General features: G+C 65.9%; 21 protein-coding genes and 1 tRNA gene. 6 read left to right on the top strand and 16 right to left on the bottom strand.

Translation table 11 applies throughout. The annotated features are described in order from the left end of the window. Both ACFC2Y_RS03915 and ACFC2Y_RS03910 read left to right on the top strand, forming a co-directional pair. A complete protein-coding gene (locus ACFC2Y_RS03915; protein ID WP_375175359.1) occupies positions 1-390 on the top strand; it encodes a ketosteroid isomerase-related protein in 390 nt (129 codons plus the stop codon). Then, complete coding sequence (locus tag ACFC2Y_RS03910; protein ID WP_375175360.1) at positions 387-992, top strand: GNAT family N-acetyltransferase; 606 nt, start codon at positions 387-389, stop codon at positions 990-992. Before ACFC2Y_RS03915 ends, ACFC2Y_RS03910 begins: the two co-directional genes overlap by 4 nt. A gap of 77 nt (positions 993-1,069) precedes the next feature. On the opposite strand, the gene ACFC2Y_RS03905 is transcribed toward ACFC2Y_RS03910, so the two are convergent. Genes ACFC2Y_RS03905 through ACFC2Y_RS03895 form a run of 3 tightly spaced genes read right to left on the bottom strand, consistent with a single transcriptional unit; the run spans position 1,070 to position 4,009 of the window. Next, positions 1,070-2,368, bottom strand: a complete 1,299-nt coding sequence (locus tag ACFC2Y_RS03905; protein WP_375175361.1) for a flavin-containing monooxygenase — start codon at positions 2,366-2,368, stop codon at positions 1,070-1,072. A gap of 1 nt (position 2,369) precedes the next feature. After that, the gene (locus ACFC2Y_RS03900) at positions 2,370-3,329 is read right to left on the bottom strand and encodes an NAD-dependent epimerase/dehydratase family protein (RefSeq protein ID WP_375175362.1); all 960 of its coding nucleotides are present in this window, start codon (positions 3,327-3,329) and stop codon (positions 2,370-2,372) included. Between the two features lie 59 nt (positions 3,330-3,388). Further along, positions 3,389-4,009, bottom strand: coding sequence for a TetR/AcrR family transcriptional regulator (locus ACFC2Y_RS03895; RefSeq protein ID WP_375175363.1), 621 nt, complete (start codon positions 4,007-4,009; stop codon positions 3,389-3,391). A 248-nt stretch (positions 4,010-4,257) separates the two neighbouring features. Here ACFC2Y_RS03895 and ACFC2Y_RS03890 point away from each other — a divergent pair, with 248 nt between their 5' ends. Then, positions 4,258-6,927: a Hint domain-containing protein gene (locus ACFC2Y_RS03890; RefSeq protein WP_375175364.1), complete on the top strand. Its 2,670-nt coding sequence runs from the start codon at positions 4,258-4,260 to the stop codon at positions 6,925-6,927. On the opposite strand, the gene ACFC2Y_RS03885 is transcribed toward ACFC2Y_RS03890, so the two are convergent. From ACFC2Y_RS03885 to ACFC2Y_RS03865, 5 genes are all read right to left on the bottom strand, one after another. After that, complete coding sequence (locus tag ACFC2Y_RS03885) at positions 6,924-8,855, bottom strand: sulfotransferase (protein WP_375175365.1); 1,932 nt, start codon at positions 8,853-8,855, stop codon at positions 6,924-6,926. The genes ACFC2Y_RS03890 and ACFC2Y_RS03885 overlap by 4 nt on opposite strands. Next, a complete protein-coding gene (locus ACFC2Y_RS03880) occupies positions 8,852-9,622 on the bottom strand; it encodes a hypothetical protein (RefSeq protein ID WP_375175366.1) in 771 nt (256 codons plus the stop codon). Before ACFC2Y_RS03880 ends, ACFC2Y_RS03885 begins: the two co-directional genes overlap by 4 nt. Positions 9,623-9,720: 98 nt before the next feature. Then, positions 9,721-10,083: an S-adenosylmethionine decarboxylase gene (locus ACFC2Y_RS03875; RefSeq protein ID WP_375175367.1), complete on the bottom strand. Its 363-nt coding sequence runs from the start codon at positions 10,081-10,083 to the stop codon at positions 9,721-9,723. A gap of 74 nt (positions 10,084-10,157) precedes the next feature. Further along, positions 10,158-11,294, bottom strand: a complete 1,137-nt coding sequence (locus tag ACFC2Y_RS03870) for an acetate/propionate family kinase (protein ID WP_375175368.1) — start codon at positions 11,292-11,294, stop codon at positions 10,158-10,160. Continuing rightward, a complete protein-coding gene (locus ACFC2Y_RS03865; protein WP_375175369.1) occupies positions 11,291-12,673 on the bottom strand; it encodes a bifunctional enoyl-CoA hydratase/phosphate acetyltransferase in 1,383 nt (460 codons plus the stop codon). Before ACFC2Y_RS03865 ends, ACFC2Y_RS03870 begins: the two co-directional genes overlap by 4 nt. A gap of 133 nt (positions 12,674-12,806) precedes the next feature. Here ACFC2Y_RS03865 and ACFC2Y_RS03860 point away from each other — a divergent pair, with 133 nt between their 5' ends. Beyond that, positions 12,807-13,070: a hypothetical protein gene (locus ACFC2Y_RS03860; protein WP_375175370.1), complete on the top strand. Its 264-nt coding sequence runs from the start codon at positions 12,807-12,809 to the stop codon at positions 13,068-13,070. Positions 13,071-13,277: 207 nt separating this feature from the next. Next, positions 13,278-14,417 (top strand): iron-containing alcohol dehydrogenase, encoded by a 1,140-nt coding sequence (locus ACFC2Y_RS03855; RefSeq protein ID WP_375175371.1) that lies wholly within the window; start codon positions 13,278-13,280, stop codon positions 14,415-14,417. Between the two features lie 93 nt (positions 14,418-14,510). On the opposite strand, the gene ACFC2Y_RS03850 is transcribed toward ACFC2Y_RS03855, so the two are convergent. The 8 genes from ACFC2Y_RS03850 to ACFC2Y_RS03815 form a co-directional block, all read right to left on the bottom strand. Then, positions 14,511-15,305, bottom strand: coding sequence for an enoyl-CoA hydratase-related protein (locus ACFC2Y_RS03850; protein WP_375175372.1), 795 nt, complete (start codon positions 15,303-15,305; stop codon positions 14,511-14,513). Between the two features lie 58 nt (positions 15,306-15,363). Then, the gene (locus ACFC2Y_RS03845) at positions 15,364-16,299 is read right to left on the bottom strand and encodes an AEC family transporter (RefSeq protein WP_375175373.1); all 936 of its coding nucleotides are present in this window, start codon (positions 16,297-16,299) and stop codon (positions 15,364-15,366) included. Beyond that, on the bottom strand, positions 16,299-17,096 hold the full coding sequence (locus ACFC2Y_RS03840) for an MBL fold metallo-hydrolase (RefSeq protein ID WP_375175374.1): 798 nt from the start codon (positions 17,094-17,096) through the stop codon (positions 16,299-16,301). The genes ACFC2Y_RS03845 and ACFC2Y_RS03840 overlap by 1 nt, the downstream gene beginning before the upstream one ends. After that, a complete protein-coding gene (locus ACFC2Y_RS03835; protein ID WP_375175375.1) occupies positions 17,096-17,899 on the bottom strand; it encodes a TatD family hydrolase in 804 nt (267 codons plus the stop codon). Before ACFC2Y_RS03835 ends, ACFC2Y_RS03840 begins: the two co-directional genes overlap by 1 nt. 12 nt (positions 17,900-17,911) lie before the next feature. After that, positions 17,912-19,069 (bottom strand): DNA polymerase III subunit delta', encoded by a 1,158-nt coding sequence (locus ACFC2Y_RS03830; protein WP_375175376.1) that lies wholly within the window; start codon positions 19,067-19,069, stop codon positions 17,912-17,914. A gap of 63 nt (positions 19,070-19,132) precedes the next feature. After that, positions 19,133-19,780 carry a dTMP kinase gene (gene tmk / locus ACFC2Y_RS03825; RefSeq protein ID WP_375175377.1) on the bottom strand — a complete coding sequence of 216 codons (648 nt, stop codon included), beginning with the start codon at positions 19,778-19,780 and terminating at the stop codon, positions 19,133-19,135. Continuing rightward, positions 19,780-21,015: a D-alanyl-D-alanine carboxypeptidase family protein gene (locus ACFC2Y_RS03820; RefSeq protein WP_375175378.1), complete on the bottom strand. Its 1,236-nt coding sequence runs from the start codon at positions 21,013-21,015 to the stop codon at positions 19,780-19,782. Before ACFC2Y_RS03820 ends, tmk begins: the two co-directional genes overlap by 1 nt. A 41-nt stretch (positions 21,016-21,056) precedes the next feature. After that, entirely contained in the window at positions 21,057-22,106 is a 1,050-nt protein-coding gene (locus ACFC2Y_RS03815; protein WP_375175379.1) for an SPOR domain-containing protein, read from the bottom strand. 210 nt (positions 22,107-22,316) lie between these two features. Here ACFC2Y_RS03815 and ACFC2Y_RS03810 point away from each other — a divergent pair. Continuing rightward, positions 22,317-22,406, top strand: a tRNA-Ser gene (locus tag ACFC2Y_RS03810). Positions 22,407-22,569: the final 163 nt, after the last annotated feature.

Here is a 22,569-nt window from a genome sequence, read left to right as displayed (position 1 = left end):
ATGAGCATCGTTCAGACCTATTTCGACGCATTCAACGCCGGCGACACCGACGCCATGCTGGGCTGCCTGACCGATGACGTGGCCCACCATGTCAACGAGGGCAACATTCGGACGGGCAAGGAAAAGTTCGCTGACTTCTGCGCCCATATGTCCCGCTGCTACAAGGAGCAGCTGACCGACATGGTGACCTTTGAAACCCCCGACGGCACCCGCGCCGCCGCCGAATACACCGTGAACGGCACCTACCTCGCCACGGACGAGGGCCTGCCGGAAGCGCAGGGCCAGACCTACCGCCTCCCCGCCGGGTCGTTCTTCACCCTACGCGATGGCAAGATCGCCCGCGTCACGACCTACTACAACCTCGCCGACTGGATCGCGCAGGTCTCGTGACCACGCTCCGCATCCTGACCGGAGAGGCGCTCTCCACCGCCATCGACGACATCGCCCGGCTGCGGATCGCGGTCTTTCGCGACTGGCCCTACCTCTACGACGGCGACCTCGACTACGAACGCGAATACCTCAGGAACTACACCCACCCCACGGCTATCGTCGCCGCCGCCTTTGACGGGGCGCGCATCGTCGGCGCGGCCACCGGCATGGCGCTGGATGTGCATGCGGACGACTTTTCCGCCGCCTTCGCCACCCGCCCCGAACCGCTGGCCGAGATCTTTTACTGCGCCGAATCCGTCCTGCTGCCCGACTACCGGGGGCAGGGCCTCGGCCACGCCTTCTTCGACGCGCGCGAGGATCATGCCCGTGCGCTCGGATACCGCTACAGCGCCTTCTGTTCGGTCATCCGCCCGGAGGATCACCCGCTGCGCCCCGCAAAGGCCCGCACCCACGACGCCTTCTGGCGCGGCCGGGGCTACGCGCCGCTTCCTGGTGTCATCGCCCGATTCTCATGGCGCGACATCGACCAGCCGGAAGAGACCGTCCACCCCCTCCAGTTCTGGATGCGGGAACTGCAAAGCACCGGTCATCATCGGACGTGATCCGATGACCTCCCGGACAGCGACAGAGGGCAAGAGATCCCCGATTAAGCCGGAGGATGACGGGCGGATGATCCCCCTCAGACCCCGCCGACGCCCGCCGCCATGTCCGCCTTCATCTGTGCCGTATAGGTTCTGCCATCGACCTCCAGCACATAGCGTGGCGCGTCGAGGTAGGTCTTGCGCTGATAGGCCTTGTGGGCCTCGATCTCTCGCAGCATCCCGGGTTTGCCGGGCAGGGTCATTCTGCCCGCAGCCAGGGCGGCGATCCATTTCCCCTGGGTTTCGACCAGCGGAATCGTCGGCCCGACCGGCTGGACCAGCCCGGCGTGGATCAGCCCCGGATGGTCCGGCACGACCATCCGCCGGTAGAGCGCGCCCGCCTGTGTCCCGGGATCAAAGACCGCCTTGTCGAGGAAAGGAAAGCTCACCGTGTAGCCTGTCGCATAGACGATCGCGTCATAAGGCGCGTCGGTTCCATCGACAAAGGCCACCCGATCGCCCTTCAGCTCGGCGACATTCGGTTTGATGTCGATACGACCGTGGCCAATCAAGGGCAGCAGGTCGCCGCTCAGCGTGGCATGTTCTCGGTACATCGGATGCTCCGGCCGGGGCAGGCCGAAGCGGCGCTGATCGCCCATCCCGATCCGCACGAGGGTGGCCATGATCCGGCGCACCCAGGGGGTCGGCAGTCGCAACTTTTTGCCCAGCATGGCGGAGATCTGGTCGATCGGTCGGCCCATCAGGTATTTCGGCATGACCCATGCCGACCGCCGGGTGGACAGCGTCACATGCGCCGCCCGCCTTGCGATATCCGCCGCGATATCCACGGCCGAATTACCGATCCCCACGACCAGCACCCGCTTGCCCGCATAGGGATCGTTGGTGCGGTAGTGGTGCGAATGGATCGCCTCGCCGTCAAAGGTTCCGGAAAACTCCGGAAAGCGCGGGTCCGACAGGTGCCCGGTGCCGATGACGACGCGGTCGTAAGTCCTGCTCTCGCCACTGTCGAGGGTGACGCGGTAGTGCCCGTCGGGCTGCGGGTCGACTGCGGTGACGCGCGTCTTGAAAGTGACATGGCGCGGTATGTCGAAGGCGTCCGCGTAGTCTTCGAGGTATTTCAGAAACTGCCGGTGGCTCAGGAAATCCGGCATCGACGGGTCGATGGGAAAATCCGAATAGCCCAAGTTCGGGCGGCTCGTGTCGATGTGCAGCGAGGCGTAGCAAGAGGACTGGCCATTGTCGTTCTCATAGCGCCACATCCCGCCGATCTGGCTGCCTTTTTCATAGATATCAAACTCCTCACCCAAGGCCTTGAGCGATTTCGCGACAGTGACGCCGGAGGAGCCGGCGCCGATGATACAGGTGCGTCCAGCCATGTCAGACCTCTCGATGTGCCAGATAATCCGCGATGATCGCGTCGAAATCCCGGTCAGGGGCAATCCCGAGCGGCCCGGCATGGTGAGAGATGAAATGCTGCGGCCAGCCCGCCACTACGGCCTGGGTCGCCGGGTCCGGGGCGGAGGTCACGCGCCCCGTCGCGCCGGCCCTTGCGGCGGCGGCGACCATGTGGGCGACTGTGACCGAAAGCGCAGGCAGGTTGAGCGTGCGTTTCGGGGGCAGCCGGTCGGGCGGCAGATCGTGCAGGTTCAGGAACCCGCGCACCACCGCCCCGGCGGAGGCGACGGGCACCACGGCTTCCGGCGGCAGTGGCGCTGCAAAGTCGCGCCCCTCCAGCGGTTCGCGCACGATGGCGGCCACCTTGTCGGACACAACGGGCTGCGTGACGCCCGGGCGGATCAGGATGATCGGCAGGCGCAGCGCCCGCCCGTCGATCCGCCCATGGCGCGAGGCATCCGCCAGGATCAACTCGTTCACCGCCTTGTGGGTGCCATAGGTCGTCTCGGGCAGGGGGGCGAGGTCATCGGCCACCTCGGCGGGGAAGTCGCCACCAAAGACCGCGATGGAGGAGGCAAAGATCACCCTGGGACAGCCCTGCGCGGCTGCGATCAGGGCGCGCAACGGGTCCACATTCACCGCCCAGGCATGATCCGGGTCCTGCTCCGCGTGGAAGGTGAGTTGGGAGGCCAAGTGAAACAGGCTGTCATAGGGCCGGGCGCAAAGCCGCTCCAGCGTAGACGCGTCCGCCAGATCCCCCTGGATTACCTCGATCTCGACGCCCGGGGCCTCCGGCAGCGGCACCGGCCCAAGATCGGCCAGCGTAAGGTGCGTGATCGGTTCAACCTTGCCGGACGGGCCGACGATACCCTCCCGCGACATCAGTTCACGCGTCAGTCGGCGGCCCAGGAACCCGCCTGCGCCGGTGATCAATACTCTCATGGTGACCTCCCTTTCAAAAACATACTCACGGGTATGTTTCTGAAAGTCAATCGCCTGTGTCAGAGCCCCGTGATGACAGCCTCGACCATCCTGCGGGCCAGATCCGCCCGCTCCGCATCGGTCTCGCCCGCGCGGGGGCGGTACCAGACCAGCGTCCATTGCAGCGCGCCCAGCATCATCTTGACCGCGATGGAGACATCCCGCGGCGCGACCTCCCCCGTGTCGATGGCCGCGGCAAGCGCGTCCTTGAACAGCCGCTCGAATTCGTCCCGCGTGGCGATCAGATCGGCCATGACCAGCCGTTCCTCCGGCGTGGTCTGATCGAACCGGTGGACCTGCACCCCCTGCGCAACCACGGTTTCAAAGGTGTGATGCTCCAGCATGGCGCGGGCGTGGGCCTGCAGCATCGCAATTAACCGGTCGCGGGGACCGCCCGCAGCCCCGATCCCCTCCTGCGCCGCAAAAAGCCGCGCCATCCCCTCGCGGTGCACGTCGAAAAACAGCTCGGTCTTGGAGGCGTAGTGATGGTAGATCCGCCCTTTGGTCGCGCCAAGGCGGGCGGCCACGTCATCCACCTTCGTCGCGTGATACCCGCGTTCCATGAAGCATTCGGCGGCGGCGGCGATAATCTCCGCCTTGCGCCAGCCTCTCTTCTTCGCGCCCTGCACTGTCTTGGTCATGTCGGCCCTTTCTGCGCAGACCCTAGTCGGCCCGTCCGCCGTTGCCTAGGTGGCAGGGCATGGGGCCTCGCGCCCCTACGACGCGCGCACGGCCCATATTTTCAAGGGGAAATACACGTATCACGTGTGCCGAATGTCATATTTCAGCCGCATTTCCGACAAATACCTGTCATGCCCCGCGCGGATGCGGGAGCACAGAAGAGTGACCCGCTGGCAATGCACCTGCGGGCGCGGGGCGAAGGCAGAGAATGGCTGACGGTAAGGTCGACGGGACATCAGGCAACGACACGATCCCGTCGTCCTATGTGGATGCCGACGGCGACTTCGTAGATGGTGCGGATGGCAACGACGATTCCATTTTCGGCTACGCCGGCGGCGATGAGATTGATGCCGGCCTTGGCGATGACACGGTCTATGGCGGGACCGGAAATGACACGGTTTATGGCGGAAGCGCGGGCAATGACCTGATCTATGGCCAGTCCGGTGACGATTATGTCTCCGGTGATGGCGACAATGATACGGTCTACGGCGGCGCTGGCCGCGACACCATCACCGGCGATACCGGCGACGATGTCCTTTATGCCGAAAGTGGCGATGACGAGCTGTTTGGCGGTCGCGGCGCCGACTACATCTGGATCCTCCAGGGCCAGAGCGACTACATCGAAGGCAACAGCGGCGACGATACCATCGACTTCAGCGCGCTGACCGGCACCACGATCACCGGACTTAACTTCTACGGCGGCGGCACTTCGGACGGCTATGTCACATACGCCAATGGCGAGCGGCTCGAATTCCGGTCGATGGAGAGCTTCGTCGGCGTCGGGGATGGAACGGTCGACGGGACCGCTGGTAGCGATTCCATGGGCGGGGGCTATGACGACGGCGGTCTCGACGCCATTGGTCATGGCGATGGCAATGACGCCGATCTTGTTATGGGCTACGGCGGTTCGGACACGATCGCCACCGGCACCGGGGATGACACGCTTTACGGCGGCGCGGCGTCCGACACGCTTTATGGCGGCAGCGGGGATGACCATCTCTACGGCGACAGCGGCGATGACTATCTCGTCGGTGGCAGTGGCAGCGACACGCTCCATTCCGGCGCTGGCAATGACACCTATCAAGGCGGCACCGGGCTCGACTATATCGACTTTGGCGCGGAAACGAGCGGCGTCTCGGTTGATCTGAACGGCGGTGGCTTCGGCGGCGCGGCCAGTGGCGACGCCTTCGGCGGCGGGATCGACGGGATCTACGGCTCCGATTTCGACGATACGATCTCCGGCTTTGATGCCTTCGCCCTGTCAGGCGACGCCTATACCAACATCTTCTACGGCCGCGCGGGCAACGACATATTGAACGGGCGGGGCGGCCCGGATGAGCTTTACGGAGGGTCCGGCGACGACACCTTCTCCATGACGGCCTTCCCGGGCAACGACACGATCGTCGGCGGCGAAGGGGGCGCGGACGACGATGTCATCGACTTCTCCGCCACCTCCGGCCCGGTCACCGTGGCGTTCTCCGGGGCGGAGACGGGGACGGTTGTCTATGGCACCGACACGGTCTCATTTTCCGAGGTCGAGACGGTCCGGATGACATCCGGCGCAGATACCGCCACGGGCAGTTCCGGGGCGGAAACCATCCTGGGCGAAGGCGGCAACGACTCCATCACCATGAACGGCGGGGCCGATTCCGTGGCCGCAGGGCAGGGGGCGGATACAGTCTACGGCGGCAGCGGCAACGACAGCCTCGCCGGGGACAGCGGCGACGATTCCATCTTCGGCGGCACCGGTGCGGACGTGCTGAGCGGGTCCGCCGGGGCCGACCGGATCGAGGGCGGCAGCGGCGACGACGTGATCCTCGGGGGCGTGGGGGGCGATACGCTTCTGGGGCAGGCCGGGTCGGATACGATCTTTGGCGGCTCCGGCGATGACAGTGTCGAGGGCGGCGCGGGCGGCGACAGCCTGTCGGGCAATGCTGGCAGTGATACGATCTACGGCTATTCTGGCGATGACACGCTGACCGGCGGCAGCGGGATCGACAGCCTCTATGGCGGGATAGGCAACGATAGCCTCTATTCCGCGTCCGGCGATGACCTGATCTACGGCAACTCCGGTGACGATACCGTCACGCTGACCGGCATGAACAACTATACGCTCTACGGGGGCGAGGATCCGGGCGATACCGATTTCGACGTGCTCGACATTTCGGCCCTGGGCGGCGCGTCGCAAGTGGCGTCGATCACCTACGACACGCCCGACCGCGAAGACGGCACGATCTTCTTCACCAATGGTAACAGCGCCGCCTTCGAGGGTTTCGAACAGATTATCTGTTTCGCGCGCGGAACCCGCCTGCTGACCGACACGGGCTATCGCCGCGTCGAAACCCTGCGTGTCGGCGACCTGTTGCAGACCCGGGACAATGGCCCGCAACCCATTCTATGGATCGGGAGACGGCGGATCAGCGCCACGCCCGACACTGCCCCCGTGGTCGTGACCGAAGGCACCTGGGGCGCGACCCGCCCCGTGAAGGTCTCGCCTCAGCACCGGCTGTTGTTTTCGGGCTGGGCGGCCGAGGTGTTGTTCGGCGAGCCGGAAGTCCTCATCCCCGCCAAACACTTGGTCGACGGGCGCAGCATTCGCAACAAGACCGGCGGCGAGGTCGTCTATTTCCACGTCTGCCTGGAGCGGCACGAGATCCTCTGCGCCGACGGCGTGGCGGCGGAAAGCTTCCTGCCCGGTGACATCGGCACCGCCGCCTTGCCTGCTGACCAACTGGAGGCCCTGCACGCCGCCTTGCCCATCCTGCGCGACAAACCGGACGCCATGCGTCCCGCCCGTCCGCTGCTGAAGGGATACGAGGCCCAGGCCCTGCGGGACTTCATAGAAAACTCAAGGGTACGCCGGGCGGAGGACGCCTAGGCTCGCCCCTGGTCCGTCGGTCGAACTAGAGCGGCGCGGGCCGTCGCCTCGTCGAAGGGCAGCCCTGTCGCATCGATCACCCGCTCGACCTGCCGGAAATCCCCGCCTGAAAGGGCATCGCTGTCCACATCGTAAACCCGCGCGCCCGAGGTGCGCAGCAGGTTGAGCCGGTGGTCATAGGCGTTGCAGAAAGGGGCCCAGTACTCCGGACTGGTCGAATGCCGCGCCAAGAAGGACGTCCGGCAGAGGCTGTCAATTACCTTGTCCCGGCTGCGCGAGACGATCACCCAGATCGCGTCGGGAAAGGCCTGATCGAACACCCGCCAGAGCAGCGTCAGCTTGGGATCCTTGAACCCCCAGGGCGTGGTGCCCTCGTACCCCTCGGCGGTCAGCTGGGCCATCACCCGCGCTCGCAGGGACGGATCGGGCGGCAGCACGTCCCACGGCGGCAGGTTGCGCACGCCAAGCGGATCGGCCCCGAGCGCGGTGAGCATCGGTTTGACGATCCCGTCCCGGATGGCACGGCTTTCGAAGTAGCCCTGCGGATTTTCGGCATTGCCCGGCACCGTGTCGCCCAGCCACAGCCCATGCTCGTGCAGGACCCGTGTCGTCATGGAGGTGGCAGAGCGGGGCAGCCCCAGAACAAAGACCGGCTGGCGCGGCATGACCGTCGGCGCGGGCCGCGCAAGGGCGGGGCGCTGGCCAAAGGCCGCGCGGCTCTGGTCCATCCATTGGGCGAGCTTGTCTGCCGTCAGCTCTTCTTTCCGGACGGTCGTCGCGCTGGCATAGGCGCTCTCTGCCTTGGCCTCCGCCCCCCAGAACCAATGCGAGGTCCGGTTCATGATCGCCAGCAGCGGCACCTTCGACAGGCCCGCCATATGCCAGTTGGCACTGTCGACAGAGATCACCCCGGCCAGCGGGCGGATCATGTCGATCGTCTGGACCGGGTTTGTGGTGATGTCCGACAGCGGCACCATGCAGCGCGCATCGGCCAGCAGCAGCTTGCGCTCTGCCTCGGACAGGTCGAACTGCAGCGCCAGGAATCGCCCGTCGCGCGGCAGCAGGTCCAGGAACATGGGCAGGGGGATATGCCGCTCCTCCCGCCGGTTCTGGCCCGATCCACCACGCCAGCAGATGCCCCAGACCGGCGGCTCGCCCGCATGCCGAACCGGGCTGTCAAAGGTGACCGGCGCCGCGACCTGGCCGGTACGCGCAAAGCCCCGCCCGACGAAATCCGCCGCCAGATGGGCGCGCGGGCGCGTCCCGGTCTTGTTCAACGCCTCATGCGCCGTGAACCGCGCCTGCGGGAAATAGCGCCGGATCAGCGACCCGTATTTGCGCAGCCCGACAAAGCGCGAGGTCTCATGCCGTCCCTCGTGCCGGATATGCGCGAGATGGAACAGAACATCGCCCAACCCCTGTTCCAGGATGATGACATCCTCGTCCTCCGCAGGATCGGCGGGCAGCGGCGCATGGGTCAGCGCCTTGGGCACCGTCCGGGGAAAAAGGATCGCATTGTGCCGCGCCGCATAGAGCGGAAAACCCGTGCGATAGCGGTTTGACCAGAGCATGTTCAGCCCGGCGGAGGTGCGGAAATCGTCACGTTCCTGCGCCGTCACCTCGGGGTCGGAGCGCAGCCGCTTGGCCGTGGCGGGATCACGCTGGCGCAGCGCAAGGCGATAGCGCATGGGCCGCCAGTGCCGGGTCGGCAGGCTGGCGTTCAGCCGCCGGGCGGCCTCCAGATCGCCAGTGTAGTAGAGCGCACAGCCCAGTTGCAGATAGGCCAGTCGGCTCCGCTCCCGCGCGCCGTCGGGCGGATCGGCCAGAAGCGGGCGGATCAGGGCGTGGCACTCCGACACCCGCCCCTTGTTGAAGGCCGTCGTCGCCTTTTCGAACAGCGCCGCGAGGTCCTTGTCGCCAGCGCTCACGATTTGCGCGGGCTCAGCAGGGTGTCGGGGCGCACCCGCTCCGCCGCTTCGAACAGGGAAAAGGTCTGGTTCACATAGTTCACCGCGCCGCCGATATGCTCGATGTAGGTCTTCAGCTCCGGCGTCATCTCGGCCTCGACCATCTGCACATTGCGCTCCGGGCTGTCGAATTCGAACTGGCAATAGAACAGCGGCTCACCACGGCGGATGACAATCGGCTTCTCGGTGTCATGCCATTCAAAGGCCCACATCAGCGGCCGGGGCCAGACGTTGATCGGAAACCGCCCGCCAAAGATCGTCCCGGGCAGGGGTGTCTTGCGGTAATGCATATAGGCGTCGATCTGCGACAGATAGACAGGTTCGTCCGCCACGAACAGGTAGGGCAGTTTCAGTTGCAGGATCGGCCGGTCCGGATAGCGCCATTCGCTCTCCGGCACGACGAAGATGCGCTTTCCCAGGGTCGAGCCCCGGATCGCGCTGGTCGCGCCGGACAGGTTGCGCAGCGCCGGTTTGCCGTCCTTGTCCCGCGAGAACCCGAGGTTCAGATCGAAAGGGCAGGGGATCTCGAAATACCGGCTTTCGAGGTTCAGGACCGCGGGGCAGCGCGAGGCGCTCTTGGCGTGGGATTTCCGGGCCTCGCGCGAATTCACTCGGCGCGGCGGATCATAGATGACGGGGCTGTCCACATTCGTCAGCACCCAGCCTACCCGCACCGGGCCGCTTCGTGGATCGTGATCGTCGCGGGTGTAGGTGATGGAAAACTGCATGTCTCGCCCCCTGCGCCCGCCCTGCGCTGCGGGATCTGCCGCGAATTGGTACGTGCTTGCATCCCGCCTGACAAGCGTGCTGCGGCGGCCCGTTGCGATCAGGCCGGAGGTGGGGCGAAAGAGTTACGCGTCATCGCCTTGATCTGCGTCCAGTCCGGCAGGAGCACCCGCGCCAGATGATCCGCCGCGATCTTGCCGCGCCCGTCGCCGGGAATGAAGATGTCGAAGGCGGCATAGCTTTGATCTGCCCAGCTTCGTACCGCAATATGACCGTCGGTCAGGATCACCGCGCCGCTGATCCCGGCCCCCTCGGGCAGCAGATGCAGGGTGGCGGACAAGACCTCGGCGGTCGCGGCCTCGGCGGCTCCGCGCATGGCAGCCTCCAGGGCCTCCGGGTCGGTCAGATAGCGATCCCCGCGATGATCGACTAGAAGATGCGGGCCGGGCAGAAAATCATCCATACGGGCGTTGTACCCCTCTCTCCGGTCGGAGGGAATAGGTCGGACCAAGGTTCACTGTGCAGCCCTGCACAGGCCTATGACAGCGCCAGCGCAGCCCGGGCGATGACGATCTCCTCATCCGTGGGGATCACCATCACGCGCACCGCCCCGGTGCTGATGACCGGCGCATTCGCGGCGTTGGCCTCGGTATCCAGCGCAATGCCCAGCCACGCCATCCCGTCACAGACCCGCCCCCGGATCATGGCCGAGTTCTCCCCGATCCCGCCGCAGAAGACGACCCCGTCCAGCCCGCCCAGCACCGCCGCAAGCGCACCCAATTCGCGCCGGATGCGGAAGGTGAAATAGTCGATGGCTTCGGCCGCATGCGGATGGTCCGAGGCCTCCAGTTCCCGCATGTCATTGCTGATCCCGGACATGCCCTTCAGCCCGCTCTCCTTGTAGAGCAGGTCCGAGATTTCCTCCGCGCTCATCCCTTCCTGATCCATGAGGTACAGTACGACACCAGGGTCCAACTGCCCGGAGCGCGTGCCCATGGGCAGACCGTCCAGCGCCGAAAACCCCATGGTCGAGGCGACGGAGGCCCCGTCGCGCAGCGCGCACATAGACGCCCCGTTGCCTAGATGCGCGACCACCACCCGCGACAGCCCGGGTGCGCGGCGGGCGATCTCTCCGGCGATGTAATCATAACTCAGCCCGTGAAACCCATAACGGCGCACGCCCTTCTCGTAATAGGCGCGGGGCAGGGCGAAGGTGTCGTTCACGAAGGGATGGCCCCGGTGAAAGGCTGTGTCGAAACAGGCCACCTGACGCGCCTCCGGAAAGGCTGCCATGGCCGCACGTACCCCGGCCAGGTTATGCGGCTGGTGCAGCGGGGCATAGGGGCAGTACCCCTCCAACTCCGTTAACACCGTGTCGGTCAGAACGATCGGCGCCGCATGATCCGGCCCGCCATGCACGATCCGGTGACCCACCACCTCGATCCGTGCTTCCGGATGCGAGGTCTCCAGCGCCTCCAGCACCGCCACCAGCGCGCCGCCGTGATCCGTCCCCTCGGGCAGGCCTATATCCTCGCCACCCTCCGGTTGCAGCCGTGCCGCCCCGCCGATCCGCCCGACCTTGCCCCGGGCCACGACCCGGGGTTGCGCCGCCGCCTCGTACAAAGCGTATTTCAGCGAGGAGGACCCGGCGTTGATGGTCAGGATATGGCTCATGCGCCGATCATCCGGAAATGATGCAGCGCCGCCACCGCGCAGGAGGCAAGCCGGGACATCTCGTCATCCGCCCGGCTGTTGAGGATGATCGGCACCTTCGCCCCCATCACCACGCCCGCCGCCTCCGCGTGGGAGATATAGGTCAGCTGCTTGGCCAGCATGTTGCCCGCGTCCAGCCCCGGCACCACCAGCACCTCCGCCCGGCCCGCGACCGGTGACACGATCCCCTTGGTCCGGGCCGCCGCCATGTCCACCGCATTGTCCATCGCCAGCGGCCCGTCCACCAGCCCGCCGGTGATCTGCCCGCGCTCCGCCATCTTCGACAGTAGCGCCGCGTCTATGGAGGAGGGGATGGCCGGGTTCACCGTTTCCACCGCCGAGAGGATCCCGACCTTCGGTTCCTCGATTCCAATGGAGATCGCCACGTCGATGGCGTTCTGCACGATGTCGACCTTGGTCTTCAGGTCCGGCGTGATGTTGATCGCCGCATCCGTCACCAGCAGCGGATGTGCCAGCCCCGGCACGTCCATCACGAAGACATGGGTGAACCGCCGTCGTCCGCGCAGACCCTTGTCCTTGTCCAGCGTCGGGCGCAGCAGTTCGTCCGTATGCAGATGGCCCTTCATCAGCGCATCCGCCCGCCCCTCGTTGACCAGCGCGACAGACCGCACGGCGGCCAGCGCGTGATCGGGCACGTCGATGACCTCCACCCCGGTCAGATCGGCGCCGATGGCTCTGGCGGTTTCGGCGATCTTTCCGGCATCGCCGACAAAGATCGGGTCGATCAGGCTGTGCTTCCGCGCCAGCAAGGCCCCGCCGAGGGAGTTTTCCTCCTCCGGGCAGACGACAACGGTCCTCAGCGCGGGCAGGGGCGCGGCGCGCTCCAGCAACGCCTCGAAATGGCGGTGCCGCTGGACGATCAGCCCGGGCAGGTCCGAAGCGCGCTGTTTCAGCTTGGCCTTCGGGGCCTCCACCACCGCCTCGCCGCTCAGGATCGGCAGGTCGTCCGAAACGCGCCGGACCTCCGTCCGCAACGTGACCGTACCGGCCGCCGCATCCTTGCCCGTTACCTCGACGGAGGAGATCAGCTCATCTCCCGCGCTGGCACGGTTCAGGAACTCGAAGGACTGCGAGCGATAGAGCGTCCCGGCCCCCGGCAGCACATTCCCCAGTACCGCCGAGACCAGTGAGCCCACGAACATCCCCGGGCAGATCGCCTCTTTCTCGCCATCGCCATCGCCGTCCTCGTCATGCAGGTGCATCGGGTTGTGATTGCCCGAGACATTGGCAAAGACGATCAGGTCATCCGCCGTGCACAGCCGCCGCAACTCGGACCGGTCCCCGATATTCAACTCGTCAAATGTGTGATTTTCCAACATGTCATCCCATCCGGCCGTGGCTTGCCCGCCATGACACCCAGATGTGACAGGCATGTTGACAAGGATCAACGCGAACCGACCCGGGGGACGGTATTCTTTCCTGGTGCACAAGACAGACGCGGAGGAATGACGCATGGCCAGGAAGAGCTACGCCGAAGCCAAGGCACCCGCCATCGACTGGTACGGGGAATTCATCCAAATGGGGGCCGATCTGATCGCCTTCGGGACACGGCGGCTGGAAAAGGACCTCGCCTTCCAGAGGGAACAGATGCAGGCCAAGCCGGAGGACATCCCGCATCTCCAGCTGAAATTCTGGCAGGGCGTCCTGGAGGACTACCACGAGGAAACCGGCAGGATGGTCGACAGGGCCCACAAGGCCGGGATGCCCGAACTGTGATGAATTTCATCTACGGCGTTTAGACCGAAGAGTTGCGCCGCCAACTGACCGATGTCATGGACCGTTTGCCCCGGGCTTTCGAAACCTCGAGCCGCTACGATCGGGACGAGGTGGAAGGTGTCCTGCGGGCCCAGGAACTGACCGAGAGGTAAGTCCACCCTCGACATCCCCGTCCGCGCCGTGGCTTCATCGGCGCGGGAGGAGACCATGACAATCATCAGTTTCACCACGACCAAGTCATTGACCGTCCTGCGCGGGTCCGGGGCCATGTCCGAGGTCGGCCCGGCGCTCGACAAACGTAAGGTGTCCCGCGCCTTCGTTCTGACCGGGCAGAGCATCGCGACAAAGACCCCGCTGCTGGACGACCTGCGCGGCGCCCTCGGCCCGCGCTATGTCGGCCACTACGACCGCATCGGGGCCCATACCCCCATGCCCGAACTGATCGAGGCGGTCATCGCCGCCCGCGCCGCCGGGGCGGACACAATCCTCGCCCTCGGCGGCGGCAGCGTGGTGGACGCGGCCAAGATCGCCGCCGCCTGCCTCGCCTTCGGGATCGACACGATGGACGGCCTGCGCGACAAGATCGTCAGTCAGACCCGCGATCCGATCCCCGGGCTGCCGACGGTTGTGATGATCCCCACCACCGCCTCCGCCGCCGAATTCACCACCGGTGCAGGCGTCTTCGACCCCGAGAAGAAACACAAGAACGGCCTGAACAACCCTTCGCTGGTCCCTGATCTCGTCGTGCTGGACCCGGACCTGATCGCCCATACCCCGCCCTTCCTCTGGCTCTCCTCCGCCATTCGCAGCGTCGACCACGCGGTGGAGGCCCTGGGCGGTTGGCGGGCGACACCCTATACCGACGCGCTGGCGGAAAAGGCGCTGGAACTGCTCTTCGACGCCCTGCCGCGCTGCCATGCCGACCCCGCTGACACCTCGGCCATCGGTGACGTGCAATCCGCAACCTGGCTGGCGGGCACGGCCTGCACCGGTGCCGGGACAGGGATCAGCCACGGCATCGGATACCTCTTTGGCGCGAATTTCGGGGTGCCGCACGGGGTCTGTTCCTGCATCACGCTGCCTTACGTGATGGCGTGGAATGCCGAAGCTGGCGGCAAGGCGGATCGCGTCCTGTGCCGGGTGGCCGGGGCCTCCGGTCCCGAGGCGGTGGACCGGCTGATCCGCACCCTCGGCCTGCCGCGCGCCCTGTCGGAGGTGTCGGATGTCAGCTTGGCGGAGGCACAGGCCCTTGCGCCCAAGGCGTTGGCCCTGCCGCATGCGCCGCGCAATCCGAAGGTTCTGGACGACGAGGCGAAGGCGCGGGAGTTGCTGGAGCGGATGTACTAAGTCCTTCCGTCGCGGTCGTCATCCACGGATCAAGTCCAAGGATGACGCCGCCCGGATGTCGGTTTGCCCCCCGGAGGAGGGACCTGCGCCGCCTTAGGCCCCTTTGAAGACCGGCTGGCGCTTCTCGACGAAGGCTGCCGCAGCTTCCTTGTGGTCCGCCGTTTCGGAGGAGTTGGTGTGGTTGTCCGCTTCCAGGTCCATCACCTCGACCAGCGACCCGCCCCCGGCGGCGAGGTTGAGGTTGCCTTTCATTCGGCCGATCGCCAGCGGTGCGCCCGAGGCCAGGGGTGCGGCGAACTCCAGCGCCGCTTCCAGCGCGGTGCCTTCGTCCACGGCGCGGTTGGCCAGGCCGATACGCTCCGCTTCCTTGCCGGAAATGATGGGCGACAGAAGATAAAGCTCCTTCGCCTTTGCGGTGCCGAGGATCTGGGTGATGAAATAGGTCCCGCCGAAATCGCCCGACAGCCCGACCTTGGCAAAGGCCGTGGTGATCTTGGCCGTGTCCGAGGCGATGCGGAAATCGCAGGCCATGGCCAGCGACAGACCGGCCCCCGCCGCCGCGCCTTCGATGGCGGCGATGGTCGGCTTGGGCATCTCGTGCAGCATCCGGCTGACCTCCATCCGGTCGCGCAACCCCTTGCGCTTGGCATAGAAGGACATATCCGGATCCTGGCCCTCGCTCATCGCCTTGACATCGCCGCCCGCACAGAACGCCCCGCCAGCCCCGGTCAGGACAACGGCCCGGACCTCGGGATCGGCGGCGGCCTTTTCCAGGGCCTCTTCCAGCGCGTAGAGCATGGGCCGCGTGAAGGCGTTCTTCCGCTCCGGCCGGTTCATCGTCAAAATCTGCACGGCGCCGCGGCGCTCGCTCAGCAAAACTTCACTCATGTCATCCTCCCTGATTTGCGGAACATACTTTCGCAGATCGGAACAAGTGTCCAGAGACTCAGGGCAGGATGGTCAGCCAAAGCCAGACGGTCAGCAGCGAACCGGAGGTCGTCACCAGCACCGAGGAGGCCGCCACCCGCTTGGCCCTGTTGTAGAGATTGGCGAAAACATAGGTGTTGATCCCCGGCGCCACGGCGGCCGTGATCAGGGCGGAGCGGAACTGCGCCACGTCCAGCGCGGCATAGCGGCCGAAGCCCCAGACCAGCGCGGGATGCACCACCAGCGTGATCAGACAGATCATCAGAACCACGCGCAGGTCGCCCTCGATCCGGTATTGCACCAGCACCCCGCCAACCGCAAAGAGCGCGGCCGGGACGGAGGCGGCCACCATCATGTCCACCGCATCCGCGATCGGCAGGGGGATGGTGATGCCGCCCAGGTTGACCACGAAGCCCAGCATCAGCGCGATGACCAGCGGATTGCGCGCCAGCTGCCGTGCAATCTGCGCCATGATGCCGAAGGGGTTCAGCCCCGACCCGCGCGCCCGCACGACCTCCATCATCGCGATGCCGAGCGTGTAGCAGAAGGGCGCATGGATCGCGATGATGGCAAAGTTCGCCTCCAGCGCGTCAGGGCCAAAGGCGCGTTCCGTGATCGGCAGTCCCAGCATCAAGGTATTGGAGAAGAGGCAGCAGAAGCCGATCACCACTGCGTCCTCGAGGTCGCGTTTAAAGATCAGCAGCGCCGCCAGAAAGCCGAGAACGAAACAGATCAGCGCGGCGGAATAATAGCTGAGCAGCAACGGCGCATGGAACTGTTCGCCTATGTCAAAGGTGCTGACCGCGCGGAACAGCAGGCAGGGGAAGGCGTAGTTCTGCGTGAACCGCATCAGCCCGTCGATCCCAACCTCGGGGAAGCGGGCAAATCGGGTCGCGGCATATCCGGCCCCGATCAGCAGAAAGACCGGGAGGATGACCGTAATCAGCGATCCCATCAGATCTGGTACACGATCTGCATGCCGTCATAGGCGGGTTCGATGTGGTCCGGGGTTTCCTCGGCCACGGTCGCATAGTCCAGGTCGATATGCATGTTCGTCAGCACCGCCCGTTTCGGCGCGGCGCGGTCGATCCAGGCCAGCGACTGTTCGTAATGCGAATGGGTCGGATGCGGATCGCGCCGCAACGCATCCAGCACCCAGCAATCCAGCTCCGCCACCGCTTCCCAGGCCTCGCCGGTCATCTTGGCCACGTCCGGCAGATAGGCGAAATCGCGAACCCTGAAGCCGAGCGCATCGATGGAGCCATGGTTGACCCGGAAGGGGGTAAAGGTGATTTCGCCCCCGTCACCCGGAATGATGAAGGGCCCGTCGATGGTTTTCATGTCGAGGATGGGGGGATAGGGCGAGCCCTCGGGCTGGACAAAGGCATAGGCGAACCGGTCATAGAGCGCGGCCTGCGTGGCGCCATCCGCCCAGACGGGTAGGCGCTTGCGCATGTTGAAAACGATCATCCGCAAGTCGTCCAGCCCATGCACGTGGTCGGCGTGGGCATGGGTGTAGATCACCGCGTCCAGCCGCCCCACTCCCGCATCCAGCAACTGCATGCGCATGTCCGGCCCTGTGTCGACCAGCACACGGGTCGTGCCGCCGTCCTTCTCCTGCTCCACCAGCAGGGCGCAGCGGCGGCGGGTGTTCTTCGGGTTCTCCGGATCGCAGGCGCCCCAGTGCCCGCCCAGGCGCGGCACCCCGCCGGAGGAGCCGCTGCCGAGAATGGTAAACCGCAATTCGCCCATCACGCGGCCTCCGCCCATTGTGCCGCCTTGGTGAAAAGCCGGTCGAAATTCGCCTGTGTCGCCGCGGCGAAATCTTCGTAGGACAGGCCAAAGACCTCTGCCCCGACCTTGGCCGTATGCACGGTATAGCCCGGCTCGTTCCGTTTGCCGCGATAGGGCGGCGGGGCGAGGTAGGGACTGTCGGTTTCCACAAGCACCCGGTCCAGCGGCGCATCGGCAAAGATGTCGCGCAGCTCCTGCGATTTGGGAAAGGCCGCGATGCCGGACATCGACAGGTAGAAGCCCAGATCCAGCGCCGCCCTTGCCAGGTCCGCCCCGGAGGAGAAGCAATGCATTACGCAGGCAAAGGGCGCGTTGGCGTGTTCTTCGGCCAGGATGCGGGCCATGTCTTCATCCGCCGCCCGGGCGTGGATGATCAGCGGCAGGCCCGCCTCCGCCGCCGCCGCGCAATGCAGGCGGAGCGAGGTTTTTTGCGCCTCGGCGCTCTCGGACGTGTAGTGGTAATCCAGCCCGGTTTCGCCGATGCCGACGAACTTGGGGTGTTTGGACAATTCCACCAGCTGATCCACGGTCACCGGCTCATGATCCGCCACCGACATCGGGTGGACGCCGAAGGTGTGAAAGACCTGCTGATGCGCCTCGGAAATCGCCTGCACCTTGGGCAGGGCGGGCAGCTTGGTGCAGATCGTCACCATCCGCGTCACACCCGCGGCGATGGCGCGCGCGATCACGGCGTCGCGTTCCTCATCAAAGTCGGGAAAGTCGAGGTGGCAATGGCTGTCGGTAATCTGAACGGAGGTCATTCGGCCCTGTAATCAGGCGGCCTGACCGCCCGCAATGCTCTGGAGTTTGAAGACGGTATCAAGGATCAGCGCGGCAGGGTCAAGGTTGACCGCCTCGCCATGTCTCAGCCGCGCGCCGACCTCCTCTGCCGCCTGCGCCCAGGTGCGGCCGGCAACGGCGTTTGGCGACAGCCGCGCCAGCACCTCCGCCTCTCCCGGCGCGGCCTCGACCGCCGGGGTCTGGCCGGTCACGCCAACCCGCGCCAGCCGCGACAGGGCCAGATCGATCAGGTGATGCAGCAGCACGCGCCGCTCCTCCGCACCACGGGCTGCGGCGGTATCGGCCAGGGCCTGGGCCCGGGCGGCATCAAACCGGGGCAGGGTGCCCAGAAGGGCGATGAGGTCGGCATAGAGTTGCAACCCGTCCAGCGTCATCAGCCGCACGGCTTCGCCGACCGATCCCCCCGCCAGTTCGGCCAGCGCGGGGGTATTGGCACCGGGCTCGATGTCGGCCTGCGCCAGTGCCTGTTCCAGTGCCTCGGCGGGCAGGGGGGCCAGGCGCAATTCGCGGCACCGCGACCGGATCGTTGGCAAAAGGCGCGACGGCTGATGCGAGATCAGCAGCAGGACGGTCCGTGCGGGCGGTTCTTCCAGCAGCTTGAGGATCGCATTGGCGGCGTTGGTGTTCAACTCGTCCGCGCTGTCGATGATGACGACCCGGCGTCCGCCGTCGACCGAGGAGAGCGAGAAGAAGTTCTTCAGCGGCCGGGCCTCCTCGACCCGGATCACCTTGGAAAACTTGCCCTCGCGAAAGTTCTTCTCCCGGTCCTTGTCGGTCGTCCCCATGCCGCCCCGGCGCAGCAGGAAAAGCGCAGGTTCCGCCCCCGCCGCAACACGCCGGGACACCGGGTGATCGGCAGGGATATCCAGCGTCTCGGGCGGTGGTGGCGCGCCGAAAAGCCCGTCCACTTCCGCAGGCGGGGTGGCGATCAGGAACCGGGCGATCCGCCATGCCAGCGTCGCCTTGCCCACGCCCTGCGGCCCGGTGATCAGCCAGCCGTGGTGCAACCGACCGGAGGTATAGACATCCAGAAACGCCTTCTCCGCCGCATCCTGTCCGATCAGGTTGACGGTGTCGCGCGGATGCGGGACGCCTTCGATACGGTCTGGTTCGGGGATTTCGTCGGTCATCGGGTCCGGTCAATGGCAGCGCGCGAAGTATGAGGGCCATGCGCGGGGAAGGAAAGGGGGCGGTTATCCCGTTGTGGCGGGCAGGGCGGCCTCCACCGCCGCGCGCACGGCGCGGGCCACGACGCCCGGTTCTGCATCGCCGTCGATCACCCGGAACCGGTCGGGAAACTCTTTGGCCAGGTCCAGAAAGCCCGCCCGCATCTGCCGCTGCAGATCGGCCCCGAAATCTTCGAACCGTTCCTCGATCCCCTGCCGCCCCTTGGCGCGGGACAGGCCAACCTCCGGATCCATGTCGATCAGCAGGGTGAGGTCCGGCTCAACTCCGATCATCAGCCTATGCAGTTGATCCACTACGCCGCGCAGGTCGCCGCGGGACAGGCCCTGATACATGCGGGTGCTGTCGGCGAACCGGTCGCAGATCACCACCGCCCCCCGCTCCAGCGCGGGCCGGATGGTGCGTTCCAGATGATCGCGCCGCGCGGCGGTGAACAGAAGGATCTCGGTCTCCGCCGACCAGCGGTCTGGATCGCCCTGCAACACAAGGGCACGGATTTCCTCCGCCCCGGGCGAGCCGCCGGGTTCACGGGTGTGGACGACATCGCGGCCCTCGGCCTGCAGCGCCTCGGCCAGCAGGCGGGCCTGGGTGGATTTGCCAGACCCGTCGATCCCTTCGAAACTCAGGAACAGGCCCGGACCGGTGCCTGCCGCCATCAGGAGGCGGCCTCCGCCTCGGTTTCCCCTGCGGGCTCTGTCACGGGCTCGGCCTCCGGATCGCTGCCCAACTCGGTCAGCAGGTGATCCAGCGCCGTGGTGATCCGCACCATGAAGCCCCCCTTGGCGACACTCTCGGCCGCGACAAGCGGCACCCGCGTCTCGGGCAGCCCGTCCGGGGAGATGATCAGCTCTGCCACCTGGTCGCCCTTGGCCACCGGCGCGGAGATCGGGCCGTTGTAGACCACCTCCGCCGGGATCTCCTTGGAATTCAGAACCGGCACCAGCGCGATCAGGTCGTCCCCGGTGGTCAGCGCAACGGTCGGGGCCTGGCCCATGAAGACCTCGGCCTTCATCACCGTTTCGCCCGCCTTGAGCAGGGATTTCTGCGTGAACTGGCGGAAGGCCCAGTTGACGATCGCTTCCGACTCCTGTGCCCGCGCCGCCTGTGTGTCCAGCCCGGACAGCACGAAGACCACGCGCCGGTCGCCCTGCTTGGCCGACCCGACCAGCCCATAGCCCGCCTCTTCGGTATGCCCTGTTTTCAGACCATCCGCGCCAATTCCGAGCCCCAGCAAGGGGTTACGGTTGGAACTGTTCTGCGGCGCCCGCCCGTCAAAGGCAAAGGTCCGTTCGGCAAAGAGCGGATAGAAATTCGGGAAATCCTCGATCAGATGTGTGGCCAGCAGGGCCAGATCCCGCATCGACATCCGATGACCGGCCGCCGGCCAGCCATTGGAATTGGCAAAGGTCGAATTGGTCATGCCCATCTGCTGCGCCCGCTGCGTCATGTAGCGCGCAAACCCGGCCTCCGTCCCGTCGGGCGACAGGGCCTCGGCGATCACGGCGCAGGCGTCATTACCCGACAGCACGATGATACCCCGGATCAGGTCCTCCACCGACACGCGATCGGTCGTGTCGAGGAACATGGTCGACCCGCCATAGCTCATTGCATGGGCGGACACCGGCAGTTCCTCGTCCAGCTCCAACCGCCCGTCGCGCAGCGCCTCGAAGGCGATATAGAGCGTCATCAGCTTGGACATCGAGGCCGGGGGCAGGGGCGTGTCGGCGTTCTTGTCCAGCAGCACCGTGCGTGTGGTCAGATCGACCACATAGGCCGCCTTGGCCTGCGTGTCGAAAGCCCAGGCCTGACCTGCGACCGTAATACTGAGAACGAGGCCCAGGGCCTGTGCGAAACGGCGCAGCAGCGCGCCGGGGCGAAAGGATCGCGTCATCTGTCCTCCTTCAGGCGGTGCGCCTGACCGCCCGGCGGGGGTCAGTTCGTGACCGCATAGGCATCGGTGAAGCCCGCCGCCTTGACCTTCTTCAGAAGCACGGCACGCTCATCGCTGTTGGTAGCGGGTCCGACGATGACCCGCCAGAATGTCTTGCCCTTGGAACTCTGTTTCAGAACCTCGGGGATGATCCCTGCCTGCCGCATCGCGACAGCAGTATTCTTGGCGTTCTGCTCGACGCTGAAGATGCCGATTTGCAGATAGGGTTTGTCAAGCGTGGAGACCGGCCTCGGCGAAGGCGCGCTGGCCACGGGGGCGGGGGCAGGGTTTGCCGAAGGGGCCAGGGCTTCGGTCGTCACTTCGGCCGCGGCAAGATTGGCTCCCGCGCCCGTACTCATGCCCGCATCCATGGTCTCGACGGGTTTGTCCTTCTTCTGCCAGAACCAGCGGCGTTTCTTCTGTGCCGGTTCGTCTTCGGCCCCGGCGACGGGCGTGGCGGTCTGCTGCGCCTCGACCTTGTCCAGCGCGGACGACGCCGTGTCGACGGGATCCAGCGCGGCGGTCTCGACCGCCTCCGGTGCGGGCATTTCCGTGGCCGCGACAGTGGTTTCGGGCGCGGGCTCCGTCGCGGGGGGATTTTCCGCGACCTCTTCGCGGCGCAGCGCGGTGACGTTGAGGGTCTGCGGTTGACCCGCCAGCATCGACAGGGCCTCCGCCGCATCGGAGGAAACCTGGAAGCGCGGCCCGGACCGTTCCAGCGAAGGACGGAACAGAGCGCCGATGACGAACTTGCCGTTGGCTTCATTGCGGATCAACGCGCGCTCGGGTTCGGTCACATCGGGATGCGCCACCCAGACCCCGCCAAGCGAGGGGCGCCCGTCCCAGAGACCGGCTTCGGTGGCCTGAAAGACCTCCGGTGCCTCGACATCCCGCTCGACCAGCCGGGTCGACGCCCCGGCCCCGCCTGAGGACGGCGCGGACTTGAACAGTTCTCCGCCATTTTCCATGCAGCCCGCCATCAGCGCTATCGCTGACACGGCCAGAACCGCACGTGCCGCAGCCCCGCCGGTTCGATAAACCTCGATTGCCATCTTTCGCCCCTTTATCGGCGCGCCCTGCGCGCGGCCGGAATTCCGACCCTGCCCTTTGTTTTGGCGCATCCTATCCTTTGCGAGGCGTTGTGAAAAGTCTGCCGAAGAGAATAGGCGAATTTTCCCACTCACGTCTGAGCGAGTGGGCCTCACGTCTCAGACGCAACAGCGCTTCCAGAATCGCAAAGCCCCCGCTAGACCACCCCGACCGGAGGAGTGGCAGAGTGGTCGAATGCACCGGTCTTGAAAACCGGCGTGCGTGAAAGCGTACCGTGGGTTCGAATCCCACCTCCTCCGCCACTTGCCCCTGCGAAAGCGTTCTCTCGATCCGGCTGCGGCCGGATTTTTTCGCGTTTTCAAAGGGGTTTGCAGAACCGGCTGAACACCACCGTGCCAGCAATCGGCACAAAATCCGTTCTCTCGGCGAGCTTTTCTCTGAATCTCATGACTTCTGCCATTTGGT

Source organism: Pseudooceanicola sp. (assembly GCF_041987405.1).
GTDB lineage: Bacteria > Pseudomonadota > Alphaproteobacteria > Rhodobacterales > Rhodobacteraceae > Pseudooceanicola.
Note: the sequence above shows the minus strand (reverse complement) of the source record. Positions and strands in the feature narration are given on the sequence as shown.